This is a genomic window from Melioribacteraceae bacterium 4301-Me, from assembly GCA_041538185.1.
Classification (GTDB): domain Bacteria; phylum Bacteroidota; class Ignavibacteria; order Ignavibacteriales; family Melioribacteraceae; genus Pyranulibacter; species Pyranulibacter aquaticus.
In genome coordinates, this window is sequence record JBGORM010000001.1 from 607,839 (window position 1) to 621,191 (window position 13,353).

Here is a 13,353-nt window from a genome sequence, read left to right on the forward strand (position 1 = left end):
TCAACCTTTTCTTTTTATAACAACTACTGTTTTATCATCTTGGTAACGACTTTCATTTGTTGTAAATTTAATTACGTCATCTAAGATGGCAGTGGCAATTTCTTTAGGAGAAAGGTCAACAGTTTTCTTAATTATTTCTTCCAGTCGCTTAGTCTCGTACATTTCATATTTTTCATTAGCCGATTCTGTTATTCCATCAGTATATATAACTAGAATATCACCATTGCTAAAATTAATACTGTCAGTTTCAAATCTTGAATTAGGTACTGGACCAATTAATGGCCCAGTTGGCTGCAAGTAAGTGAAAGAATCGTTTTCCCTATTATAAAATATTGGTGGGTTATGGCCTGCATTGACGTAAAGGAACAATCCCTTTTTATCTATTGACAACTCACCATAAAACAAAGAAGTAAAGCGGTCATCGCTAAAAATTTTATTGATTAATTGATTCAATCTTTTCATCATAGGTGCAATTTTCATTTGAAAAGTAGTTGCCATTCTCAAAGCGCCGGAAATGTACATTGCTTCTGCAGCTGCTGCCAATCCTTTCGACGCAGCATCGCCAACTGCAATACCAAGCCTATCGTCTTCATCACCTATTTTCAAATAGTCGTAAAAATCACCTCCAACTGTTTCAGCTGGTATAGTGACACCAAATATTTCATAACTTTTAAAATGATATTCATGCTCTGGTAAAATGCTGCGCTGCAGTTGTTTTGCTTTATCTATATCAGAAATTAATTTTTTTTGTGAAAGAGACAAAAATCTTTCATTTAATTTTGAGGTTAAGACAGTTGCAACAATGTTTAATGTGTATCTTAAGTCTTCATCTATTACTGGGCTATTAACAGCAAGCAGGTATTCATAATATTTACTGCCATCAATTTTAATTTTTCGCCCAACGCCAGAAGCTGAGTATCGAAATATCCCTTTACTAATTAAGGTTGAATCGGTTTCATCGGCTAATATTGTCCTTTCGCTTGTAATTCTTGATAGGACAGGATAATCGTTTACATTTAATGTGTAATTCTCAGGTATCTTTGCAACTTTTCCGGTTTGGAACAATAGTTTGTATTGTTTATTAACAGGGTCCAATTTCCAAACTCTTCCACCTGTAACATTTATTAAATCACTTTCAACAATTTGTTTTACTACTTCAGACAGCAGTTCTTTTTCGTTAACAAAATTTTTTGATGCAGCCGTTTCAATAGTTCTGTATAATCTTTTTTGGTCCATAATTCAATAAAAAATCAATTTGTATAAAAATCAATAATTTTTATGATGGCTAATTTACACACTTCATTGAATTCATTAGAAGAAAATGAATTCATTATACTGTTTAGTGTTGGTCTATAAACACCTTTTTCCACATAACCGCCTCCCTCAAAAACGCCAATAGTATTTTTGTATTTTTCTGTGGGTGGTGTGGGAATTGGGGTGCCAGGTTTAATTAACTTTTCCCATTTAGAGGAAAAGTTAACCAACGTTGTTAAATTGGGTTCCCAAGGTTCAACATCGGTTGGATACATATCTTGGTATGTATTATCATTTCCGTATTCGTCTGCTAGTCCAGCTAAACCATGACCAAATTCATGTACTATAATTTGCTTGGAAAGTCTGTTATCAATAGCCGAGAGAGTATAATAATTATAGACTGCTCCTCCCCCGTATTTTGATGTATTCACTAAAATAAATATTTGGTCGTATGGTGCATTAGAAGCAACATCTCTCACAAGAAAATAATCTGTCGTCATTAAATAACGCTCGCTACCAAAAGTATAAAAATGTGAATTTAGAAGAGTATTTTTCCAAACATTTTCTCCAGGTATATCTGTTCCATCTTCAATTGAAGGAGCTTCAATTCCCCAAATGTTAAATTTGTTTTTGAATTCTTTAAAAGGTGAATAAGAGAATAAGTATCCAACAAATTTTTTACAATCCTCTTTGAATTTGCTCATTTCTTCTTTAGTATAACCTTCTGGAACTATAACTATGTCAAGTTTTTTTTCAGATAGTCCAGAATACAATACTCTAAAAGAAGGATATTTTACCTTTTGTTCTTTTATTATAAAATAACTTTTCGGGTCAACAGTATATTCAAATTTTTTTTCAAAAATATTTTTACGATTTCTTCTATCAATTTGAATTCGTATTTTATTTTTAGGGAATGGCATTACAACTGAGCCTTGCATAGACCTAAAAACATGTTTAGCTTCTTCAGTAGTTTGCCATTCTTGAAATAAATCTGAAAAGCCTCGAGAGTAAATTTCAGTTCCAGTAGAATCATCATATACATGCAAATAATAATTGCCATATTTTAGTGTATCGACTAAGTTTTTATAAGAGCCGCCCCAGTAAGGTTCTTCAATAAGTTTATCGAAAGAAACTACCTCTGTATTTTTATCGCCGTTATGATAGTAATCGAGGCGTAAAGTTTTTGGTAAAAAGTACTTATTGAATTCAATCTGAGCATAAACGGAAGTTGCAAATAAAAATACAATAAAAAGCCTTTTCATTTTTGTCTCGTGTGTTATTCGAAAAATTATTTTTGTCCTCTAGAGCCTGGTTTTACAAGTGGAATGTTACTTTTGCATAAAGGACATTCATCAGGCAGATAAGAAACTACATCCAATTGTAATGTGCTAAATTGCGGCACGCCAAATTTAACCTTATTATTACTTCGGTCTACTATCATGCCAATACCTACTGTTATTGCCTTGTTTTCTTTGATAATATCCATAACCTCGAACACAGAACCTCCTGTAGTAACAACATCTTCGCAAATAAGAATTTTTTCGTTTGGAAATATCTGGAATCCCCTTCTTAAAGTCATTTTGTTGTTTTCTCTTTCAGCGAAAATGAATCTCTTATTTAACTGTCGTGCAACTTCTTGTCCCACACAAATTCCGCCAATTGCTGGTGAAATAACTGTATCAACTTCGTATTTTTTAAAAAAATCAGCAATTAATTTACAGATGATTTCGTTGTAATGGGGGTATTGCAAAACAAGCGCACATTGAAAATACTGATTGCTATGTCTGCCCGAGGTTAACAAAAAATGCCCATTTAATAGGGCATTTGTTTTTAGAAAAATATTAAGGATATAATTATTGTCCATAGTTAAATTTTTTCAATAATCTCGGCAAGTTTGAAATCATTTTCTGTAACGCCACCTGCACTGTGGGTGGATAAAATTACTTTTACTTTATTCCATGAATGTAGTTGTAAATCTGGGTGATGGTCTAATTTTTCTGCTTCAAAACCAATTTTTAAGATAAAAGTAAGTGCATCAACAAAATTAATTTTAGTAAATTCTTTTTGGAGTGAACCGTTAAAATAATCCCATCCGTTCAGTAGTTTTAATTTTTCTTTAAGCTCTTTTTCGGATAGGACTTTCAAGTTTCACTCCAAATAATATTAATTTTCTTTACTACCCTCGGTAGTTTTCTCTTCTTTTTCTTCTATATCGTCAGACTTACCGGCAACGAAGTAAAGTTCATCTGTATTTTTTTTATGTTTAACAATAATTTTGTCACCCTCTTTAAAATGACCTAATAATAATTCTTCAGCAAGAGGGTCTTCAACATATTTTTGAATTGCTCTTTTCAATGGCCTTGCGCCAAATTTAGGATCAAATCCCTTATCCGATAAAAACTCAATGGCAGATTTACTTAGTTCAATTGCCATTTTGTTATCACTTACATTCTTGACGAGGTCTCTCATTTCAATTGCAATAATGCGCTTTATATCTTCCCTATCAAGACTTCTAAATACAATAGTTTCATCGATTCGATTAAGAAATTCTGGGTTAAACAGTTTTCTCATTGCATCTTCGACAGTGTTTTTTAGATGAGTGTAGTGGTCAGTTTCACTTTCTCCGCCAAAACCAAAACCACCAGTGGACTTAATATCTTTGGTGCCAATATTAGAAGTCATAATTATTATAGTGTTTTTAAAATCAACCTTTCTGCCTAAACTATCGGTTAATACTCCATCGTCTAATACTTGTAATAAAATATTAAACACATCTGGATGAGCTTTTTCAATCTCATCAAAAAGAACAACAGAATACGGTTTTCTTCTAACTCGTTCGGTGAGTTGACCGCCCTCTTCGTAGCCGACATATCCTGGAGGTGCACCAACTAACCTCGATACTGCAAATTTTTCCATATACTCACTCATATCGATACGTATTAATGCATCCTCTGTATCGAATAGGTATCTAGCTAATTCTTTTGCTAATTCTGTTTTACCAACACCAGTTGGACCTAAAAACACAAAACTTCCTATCGGCTTATTAGCGCGTTTTAATCCAGCTCGGGTTCTTCGTATGGCTTTAGAAAGCTTTGTTACTGCTTCGTCTTGTCCTACAATTCTTTCTTTTAATGCCTCTTCCATTTTAAGCAGCTTTTCTGATTCAGCTTGAACAACGCGAGTTACTGGAATACCAGTCATCATTGAAACTACAGTGCCGATGTCATCTTCAGTAACATCATAAACCACATTTTTATTTTTTTCTTCCCATTCTCGTTTAGCAATTTCCAGATCTGACTGAAGTTGTCGTTCGGTATCTCTTAAACGAGCAGCTTCTTCATAATCTTGTTGTTTAACCACTTGAATTTTTTTCTGTTTAATTTTTTCTATTTCTTCTTCGAGTTTAATTATTTCTTCAGAGACAGTGAAATGGCCCATATGGACACGAGAGCCAGCTTCGTCAATAACATCAATTGCTTTATCCGGCAAATGCCTATCTGTAATGTATCTTTCACTCAATCTAACTGCAGCTTCAATAGCTTCTTTTGTATACCTCACGTGATGATGCTCTTCATACTTGAACTTGATGTTCTCCAAGATTTTAATTGTTTCTTCAGCAGATGGCGGGTCAATCATAACTTTTTGAAAACGGCGATCTAAAGCACCATCGGTCTCAATATATTTTCTATATTCATCTAAAGTTGTAGCACCTATGCACTGAATATCTCCTCGAGCCAGTGCAGGTTTAAACATATTAGAAGCATCAAGTGAACCGGAAGCTCCGCCAGCACCAACAATTGTATGTAGTTCATCGATAAATAAAATTACATCATCTGCTTTCTCTAATTCGTTCATTAAAGCTTTCATTCTTTCTTCAAATTGACCTCTGTATTTTGTACCAGCAACTAACCCAGCTAAATCTAATGTAACTACTCTTTTTTCTTGAAGAATTCTTGGTACTTTTCTTTGAACTATTCTGAGCGCAAGACCTTCAGCAATTGCTGTCTTACCTACACCAGGTTCTCCAATTAACACAGGGTTATTTTTCTTTCTTCTACTTAATACTTGCGCTACCCTTTCTATTTCTTTTTCGCGACCAATTACAGGGTCGAGTTTATCTTCAAGTGCAAGTTTAGTTAAGTCTCGACCAAAATTGTCTAGTACAGGTGTTTTTGTTTTTTCAACCTTTCTTGCTGCAGAGAAGCTTGCAGCTTGAGTTTTACTTGGTTCTTTACTGCTTAATATATTATTTAACTCAGCTCTTGCAGAATCGTAAGTTACATTAAATTGATGAAGGATTTGTGTAGCAATATTATCTTCATCCCTTAACAAAGACAAAAGAATATGTTCAGTACCAATAACATCTGATTTATAAATCTTCGATTCAACCTGAGTAATTTTTAGAACTTTCTCGGCTTGCTTGGTTAGTGGTATATTGCCAATTGTTAGTGTTCCACCAGAGGTTCTTACTGTATCCTCGATGGCTTTTTTTAGCTTTATTAAATCAACATCAAGATTTCTCAAGATTTTTACAGCGACACCTTGTCCTTCTCTAATAATACCTAACAAAAGGTGCTCGGTGCCTATGTAATCGTGACCTAAACGTAAGGCCTCTTCTCTGCTTAATCGAATTACCTCTTGTACGCGTTCTGAAAAATTTCCATCCATAATTTCCTACCTTCTAATATTTTTCAAAATTAGCTTGTAATAATCTAAGCTCTGTTAAAAGCTCTACTAAATATAAACAACCAAGCTTCTCTAATCAAGGTTATCAATAACGACTCTTATTTTAACTCTAAAAAGAAATGATTCTTTCAACAAAGTCAATTTTACCCTCATGTATTTTAGAAAAACACATTTTACAAGATTATTTAACCAGCAGTTATTTCACATGTTCCCTATTACTTTTAATTCGATAGGCTTAAGTAGAAGGTTAAGTAAAAATTGGATTATATTTTTTTTATTGGTAAATTGATTTTTATAAATATGTTTAATCAAGAGGGAATATGGAAGCTTTAACAGGGCTATCAGTTGTCGTTATTGTAGTCGTAATTTTTCTGCTAATTATTTTCTTCTATTTTGTACCGATAGGTTTATATATCACTGCGTATTTTTCCGGTGTAAAGATGCGGATTTTTAGGGACTTAATAGGAATGAGATTACGAAAAGTTTCTCCGCAAGTTATCGTTAGGAATATGATTTCAGCTGCAAAAGCTGATATTCATTTGGAATCTGGTTTATTAGAAGCCCATTACCTTGCCGGTGGGAATGTAACAAAAGTAGTAAATGCTTTAATTTCTGCTAATAAAGCGAATCTTGACTTACAGTTCCAAAAGGCTGCAGCTATTGATTTAGCTGGTAGAGACGTTTTAGAGGCAGTTAAAATGTCTGTCCTCCCAAAAGTTATTGAGACACCTATGGTAGCAGCCGTGGCAAAAGATGGTATACAACTAAAAGCAATTGCAAGAATAACTGTTCGTGCAAATCTTGAAAGATTGGTCGGCGGTGCAACTGAAGCTACAATACTTGCACGAGTTGGAGAAGGAATTGTTTCAACAATCGGTTCAAGCAAGTCTCATAAAGAAGTTTTAGAAAATCCAGATAATATCTCAAAAGTTGTTCTTTCAAAGGGTTTAGATGCCGGTACTGCATTTGAGATATTGTCGATTGATATAGCTGATGTTGATGTTGGTACAAATATAGGTGCAATTTTACAGGCTGACCAAGCTGAAGCAGATTTAAAGGTAGCACGTGCAAAAGCTGAAGAAAGACGAGCAGCTGCTGTAGCGCTAGAACAAGAAATGAATGCTGAAGTTGCGCGTATGAGAGCTAAGGTTGTTGAAGCTGAAGCTGAGATTCCTCGCGCTATTGCCGAAGCTTTTAGAAATGGTAATTTAGGTGTAATGGATTATTACAATCTGAAGAATATTCAGGCTGATACAGATATGAGAGCATCTATTGCTAAACCAACCGAGAAGAAAGAGAAGGACAAAAATGGATAACTTATTAGAATATCTAATAGCTTTGTTCTTTATCATTAGTCTTCTCAGCTCGTTAAATAAGAAGAAAAAACAAGAACATACTGAAAAAAATCAATATCCAACTGCAAGCGAGAAAGCTTATGACAATAGGCATGAAAATTCTTATAAAATTGATTTTGATAAATTATTAGAAAAAAAGCTTACAATCGATAAAGAAAAATCAATTACATGGGATCCCTCCAAAGAATTTGAAGATAAAATCTCTGAACCAGAATTTCATAAAGAAATAAACGAAGTTGACTACGATAATTTACCATCTTTAGAAAGAAATGAGGCGATTATTGAAAATCATTTCCCTTCTCTCAAGGTAGATATTACTGGCACAAAAAGGGATTTACAAACTGCATACGAATATAGTATTTTTGAAAAAGAGCTTGCTGTAAGAATAAGAGAAAAACTATTAGATAGAAATTTTATCAAAGATTTTTTTATTATTACTGAAATTCTAAACAAACCAATGGCACTTCGTAATCGATGGCAAAAAAATATATATTAAGCAGAACCCAAAAATTAGGCACAAATCATAAACCAACCGCCGAACCAAAATTTACAATAAACTATCAACAGCAACTAAACCCAGCCCAATACGAAGCAGTTTGTGCAAACGAGGGAATTTACCTTGTAATAGCCGGTGCAGGCAGCGGAAAGACAAGAACTTTGGTGTATCGTGTAGCTCGTTTAGTAGAGATGGGCTACGAACCACAATCAATTCTACTGCTTACTTTTACTCGTAAAGCGGCAAAAGAAATGATGGATAGAGCGTCGTTGCTGCTGGATAACCGCTGTTCTAAAATTAATGGCGGTACTTTCCACTCGTTTGCAAATATTACTCTAAGAAAATATGCAAAATTCGTACAGCTTGATAACAATTTTACTATTCTGGATCAAGGCGACAGCGAGGATGTAATTAACCTTATTCGTGGTCAACTTAAACTTGGAGAATTAAAAAAAAGATTCCCAAACAAAGAAACTCTTTTTAAAGTATTTAGCTTAAGTGTTAACACAGAAAAGTCTATAGAAGATATTTTGATAAATGAATATCCACACTTTAGTGAATATTTAGATAAATTTATAGAAATACAAAAAATCTACACTGCTTATAAACGCAAAAATAACCTCCTTGATTACGATGACTTATTAATCTTCCTGTTAAAATTTCTAAATGAATTAAGTCCTGCAGCTAAAAGTCTTTTATCAACTATAAAATTCACAATGGTGGATGAATATCAAGACACAAATAAACTCCAAGCAGATATTATTAGGGCATTAGCACAAGTAAATAAAAACGTTATGGTTGTTGGAGACGATTCACAATCAATTTATTCATTTAGAGGAGCTAATTTTAAAAACATAATTGATTTTCCTAATTTATTTGAAAATGTTAAGATTATTACTTTAGAAGAAAATTATAGAAGTACACAAGAAATACTGGACTTTGCAAACCATATAATAGACCAAGCGATTGAAAAATTCCCTAAACACTTATTTACCAAAAAGTATGGCGGTAGTTTACCAGCAATAATACGTGCAGCGAATGAAAATATGCAATCGAGATTTATTGTTGAACGCATTTTAGAGCTGCGCGAAGAGGGTATTCCATTAAATGAGATAGCTGTACTGTTTCGTTCATCGTTTTCTTCATTCGACTTAGAAATTGAATTGAACAAAGCGAACATACCCTACATAAAATTTGGAGGAATGAAATTTATTGAAGCTGCTCACGTTAAAGATATACTTGCGTTTTTACGTATTTCTCATAACCCAATTGATTTTGTAAGTTGGTACAGAATTCTTCTTTTGCATGAAGGAATTGGACCCAGGAAAGCACAACAAATTATGAACGAAATCTCAGAAGGAAAACTTAATATTACTTCCCATCCCGAAAAAAATGTCTCTTCAAAGTATAATGAACATATTTACAGATTGTTTGAGCTTCTTTTTCAAATTCATACAAAAAACCAATCACCCGTAGATAAATTAGAAGCAATTTTAGTTTATTATGAACCATTATTTAAAAACAAATACGATGATTACAACAAAAGAAAAAAAGATTTAGATATGATCCTAACTATTGCAGAACATTATAAAAGCATAGAAAGTTTTTTAACTGATATGGCATTAGAACCACCTCAGGATACTGTAATAGATGTAGAACCTGGAGATAAAGAAAAAGAATATTTAACACTTTCAACAATTCACTCAGCAAAAGGATTAGAGTGGCATACTGTTTTTATATTAAATGCAATAGATGGCTTTTTCCCATCAAGTTTTTCTTTTGGAAATTATGAGCAATTGGAAGAAGAGAGACGTTTGATGTACGTTGCTGTAACTAGGGCCAAACAAAATTTATACGTCTCTTATCCTATGCAAATTTTTGACAGGTTAAGTGGGGTAACACTTGCAAAACCCTCGCGATTTATTGAAAATATAGAAGAAAATAAAGCCGAGATTTGGCTTTTAGAGGAACAATACTGAAGTTGTAATTTTTCGTTCGCCGTTAATTTTATGAAATATATTCAAATGAAAGAATTTTTCAGATACATTCATGATATAATTTTTAGTGGCATTTTATTTTTTAAAACCAATCCTATATCTTTGCCAAAACAAATGTTATTTTAAATGAACAACTACAAAAAACTCGCAGAAGAAGCCATAAAGGCAAAATCAAAAGGGCTGCCAAAATATTCAAATTTTCATGTTGGAGCTGCACTTTTAACAAAAGATGGCAAAATTTTTCACGGCGCTAATATTGAAAATTCTTCTTACGGTTTAACAATATGTGCTGAACGTACTGCTGCTTTTAGCGCAATAATCGAAGGCGAAAGAGAATTTTCGGCAATTGCAATAGCAAGCGATGCAAAGGACTTCTTGCCGCCATGTGGAGCCTGTAGACAAGTTTTACTTGAACTTTGTGGAAAAGAACTTGAGGTTGTAATGATTAATCATAATCAAAAAATAAAAAAAATAAAATTAAGTGAACTAATCCCTTTTTCATTCGGTGAGGAGCATTTAAAGAATGACTGATTTTTTTCTCCATTCTATGCCAAAAGATACTGGCTGGATTGAAGTTATTGCAGGCTGCATGTTCAGCGGAAAAACCGAAGAATTAATTAGAAGACTTAGAAGAGCTAAAATTGCCAGACAAAAAGTAATGATTTTCAAACCCAAGATTGATACTCGTTATTCATCTACAGAAATTGTATCTCACAATGAACAATCTCTCCCCTCAATTTTAGTAGAAAATGCTAATGAGATTTTAGAATTATCAAAAGACGCTCAAGTTGTTGGAATAGACGAAGCTCAATTTTTTTCACTTGAACTTGTTGATGTCTGCAATAAACTTGCTGACTTAGGTAAAAGAGTAATTGTTGCTGGGTTAGACCAAGATTATCGCGGCGTACCGTTTGAACCAATGCCGCAAATTCTTGCTATTGCAGAATACATTACAAAAACACTTGCAATATGTGTTGTATGCGGAAACCCTGCTGATAAAACACAAAGAAAAGTCGTTTCAAAAGAAAGAGTACTTGTTGGTGCAGCAGATAGTTATGAAGCCCGCTGCAGAAAATGTCATTATATATCAGAAAATCAATCGGAATAGCTATGAAAATTGACTCTCTTATACGTGGTATTATAGGAATTGCAGTAATTATAGGCATAGCTTTTTTAATCTCTAACAATAAGAAAAAGATAAATTGGCGACTGGTAATTAGCGGGATTGGCTTGCAGGTAATTTTTGCTATTTTAATACTTAAGGGCGATGAGCTCAGAAATTTTTTTGCTCCATTAGGCTGGCCAAAAGATATTTTTAAGTTCTTCAGTAGTTTCTTTGTGTTGCTGTTAAATTTTACAACGGAAGGTGCAAAGTTTGTCTTTGGTAATTTAGCACTTGGTTCAGGAAATCCAGAAAGCATGGGCGTTTTCTTTGCTTTCCAAGTCCTTCCTACAATCATTTTTTTCGCTTGTTTGATGTCGGTGCTCTATTATTTGGGAATTATGCAAAAAGTAGTTCAAGCCATGGCTTGGGTAATGGCTAAAGTGATGGGAACAAGCGGCGCTGAATCATTATCAAATACGGCAAACATATTTGTCGGACAAACAGAAGCACCATTGATGATTAAACCATTTATTAAAGGAATGACAAATAGCGAATTATTAACTATAATGGTTGGTGGAATGGCTACTATTGCAGGTGGAGTTATGGCTGCATATATTCAAATCTTGGGACAAGCATTTGCTGATTCAATGAAAATTCCTGTACAACAAGCTCAACTGTTATTTGCCACGCACTTGCTTGGCGCAAGTGTTATGGCTGCTCCGGCTTCATTAGTAATTTCGAAAATTATGTACCCGGAAACAAGCGAACCAGAAACAAAAGGAACAGTGAAAGTAAAAATAGAAAAAAATGCCAGTAACGTAATTGAGGCTGCAGCCGCTGGTGCAAGCGATGGCCTTTTTTTAGCTTTAAATGTTGGAGCTATGTTAATAGCTTTTATAGCGTTAATAGCCTTATTTAATTATTTGTTAAATGGTCTTGGTGATATACTTAATGTTAACGAATACCTTAAAAATCATTTTGGACAACCATTAAATATGCAATTTATTTTTGGGTCAATTTTACAGTTCCTTGCCTACGGAATTGGAGTGCCATGGCACAGCGCCTATCAATTTGGAAGTTTATTGGGAACAAAAGTGGTTCTTAACGAATTTGTTGCTTATTTGGATATGAGTAAATTAATTGAAATGAAAACACTTAGTGATCCCAAAGCAATTTTGATGGCTACCTATGCTCTTTGTGGTTTTGCTAATTTTAGTTCCATTGCAATTCAAATTGGTGGTATTGCTCCTATGGCTCCAGAACGGAGAGGTGATTTAGCCAAACTTGGTATTAGAGCCGTTATCGGTGGTTCTTTAGCAACACTTATGACAGCAACTTTAGCTGGTATTTTGTTCTAATGGTAGATCTAAATGAGAAATACGAACAACTTATTCAGGCTTTACAAAAACATATTCCTTTTGCACCTGAATTGTGTATTATACTTGGCAGTGGTTTAGGTGACTTTATAAATAAAATAAAGTTAGTTAATTCAATATCATCAAAAGAATTACCCAATTATCCTCAATCAACAATTGAAGGTCATAAAGGTTATATTCATTTTGCTAAACATGCTCAAAAAAAACTTCTCCTTTTCCAAGGAAGAATCCATTTTTATGAGGGTTACACTCTTTCTGATGTTTTTTTGCCTGTACATATAGCCTCAAAGCTTGGTTGTTATTATTTGTTATTAACTAACGCCGCTGGTGGAATAAACAAAAATCTCGTACCAGGCGATTTAATGCTTAATGTTTCCTTCAATGCTATCAATATTAAAAAGGAACTGGCTAATACAATAGGTGTGATTACTATTAAAGAGAAAAATAGATTCTTAGATTTTCCTTCTGAGGAATTTAATTCTGTTATAAAGCAAGCAGCAATTGAAGAAAAAATAAATTTAAAAGAAGGCAATTACTGGTATACCAAAGGACCTAGTTATGAAACACCCGCCGAAATAAAAATGATTTCACTATTTCATGGAGATGCTGTAGGAATGTCAACAGCTCACGAAGCAATTTACGGAGCAAAATTAGGGATGAAGGTTGCCTCTGTCTCTTGTATAACAAATTATGCTGCTGGCTTATCTAATAAAAAACTCAATCACCAAGAAGTAATTGATACTGCTGATAAAGTAAAAAATAAATTTGAGAAATTAGTTAAAAAAACTATTGAATTACTTTAGTAACTACTTTTAGAATATTATCTTACAAAATCCACATAACAAAACTCTAAAAAACAAATCATCAAAACGTATAAGTTATGTTTTAGTGAAATATAGAATAATATTATCGTAACTAAACTCTATTCTTTCAAGTCGTTGCTTGACATCTTAAAACTGCAATTAATGTGGTTTATTGCCTTATTTCTTAAAAATTATTTATCTGCAAAATCAATAAAGGGCTGCTCCCGTTTCGATTATTTCTAATCGAATCTTTAGACAGCCCCAATACAAATTTCACTATG

General features: G+C 33.5%; 12 protein-coding genes. 7 read left to right on the forward strand and 5 right to left on the reverse strand.

What is annotated here, in order from left to right:
- Genes ABRY23_02645 through ABRY23_02665 form a run of 5 tightly spaced genes read right to left on the reverse strand, consistent with a single transcriptional unit; the run spans position 1 to position 5,922 of the window.
- On the reverse strand, positions 1-1,236 hold the full coding sequence (locus tag ABRY23_02645; GenBank protein ID MFA3781948.1) for a PP2C family protein-serine/threonine phosphatase: 1,236 nt from the start codon (positions 1,234-1,236) through the stop codon (positions 1-3).
- Between the two features lie 14 nt (positions 1,237-1,250).
- Entirely contained in the window at positions 1,251-2,516 is a 1,266-nt protein-coding gene (locus ABRY23_02650; protein ID MFA3781949.1) for a M64 family metallopeptidase, read from the reverse strand.
- A gap of 26 nt (positions 2,517-2,542) precedes the next feature.
- Positions 2,543-3,118, reverse strand: a complete 576-nt coding sequence (gene pyrE / locus ABRY23_02655; GenBank protein MFA3781950.1) for an orotate phosphoribosyltransferase — start codon at positions 3,116-3,118, stop codon at positions 2,543-2,545.
- 2 nt (positions 3,119-3,120) lie between these two features.
- The gene (locus ABRY23_02660; protein ID MFA3781951.1) at positions 3,121-3,399 is read right to left on the reverse strand and encodes a 4a-hydroxytetrahydrobiopterin dehydratase; all 279 of its coding nucleotides are present in this window, start codon (positions 3,397-3,399) and stop codon (positions 3,121-3,123) included.
- An 18-nt stretch (positions 3,400-3,417) separates the two neighbouring features.
- Positions 3,418-5,922: an ATP-dependent Clp protease ATP-binding subunit gene (locus tag ABRY23_02665; protein MFA3781952.1), complete on the reverse strand. Its 2,505-nt coding sequence runs from the start codon at positions 5,920-5,922 to the stop codon at positions 3,418-3,420.
- 338 nt (positions 5,923-6,260) lie between these two features.
- On the opposite strand from ABRY23_02665, the gene floA reads away from it, so the two are divergent.
- The 7 genes from floA (at position 6,261) to ABRY23_02700 (ending at position 13,072) form a co-directional block, all read left to right on the forward strand.
- Positions 6,261-7,256, forward strand: coding sequence for a flotillin-like protein FloA (floA, locus tag ABRY23_02670; GenBank protein MFA3781953.1), 996 nt, complete (start codon positions 6,261-6,263; stop codon positions 7,254-7,256).
- Complete coding sequence (locus tag ABRY23_02675; GenBank protein MFA3781954.1) at positions 7,249-7,791, forward strand: hypothetical protein; 543 nt, start codon at positions 7,249-7,251, stop codon at positions 7,789-7,791. Before floA ends, ABRY23_02675 begins: the two co-directional genes overlap by 8 nt.
- Positions 7,770-9,770: an ATP-dependent helicase gene (locus ABRY23_02680; protein MFA3781955.1), complete on the forward strand. Its 2,001-nt coding sequence runs from the start codon at positions 7,770-7,772 to the stop codon at positions 9,768-9,770. The genes ABRY23_02675 and ABRY23_02680 overlap by 22 nt, the downstream gene beginning before the upstream one ends.
- Positions 9,771-9,914: 144 nt before the next feature.
- Complete coding sequence (gene cdd, locus ABRY23_02685; GenBank protein MFA3781956.1) at positions 9,915-10,319, forward strand: cytidine deaminase; 405 nt, start codon at positions 9,915-9,917, stop codon at positions 10,317-10,319.
- Positions 10,312-10,896 (forward strand): thymidine kinase, encoded by a 585-nt coding sequence (locus ABRY23_02690; GenBank protein ID MFA3781957.1) that lies wholly within the window; start codon positions 10,312-10,314, stop codon positions 10,894-10,896. The genes cdd and ABRY23_02690 overlap by 8 nt, the downstream gene beginning before the upstream one ends.
- A 2-nt stretch (positions 10,897-10,898) precedes the next feature.
- A complete protein-coding gene (locus tag ABRY23_02695; GenBank protein ID MFA3781958.1) occupies positions 10,899-12,251 on the forward strand; it encodes a NupC/NupG family nucleoside CNT transporter in 1,353 nt (450 codons plus the stop codon).
- Positions 12,251-13,072: a purine-nucleoside phosphorylase gene (locus ABRY23_02700; GenBank protein MFA3781959.1), complete on the forward strand. Its 822-nt coding sequence runs from the start codon at positions 12,251-12,253 to the stop codon at positions 13,070-13,072. The genes ABRY23_02695 and ABRY23_02700 overlap by 1 nt, the downstream gene beginning before the upstream one ends.
- Positions 13,073-13,353: the final 281 nt, after the last annotated feature.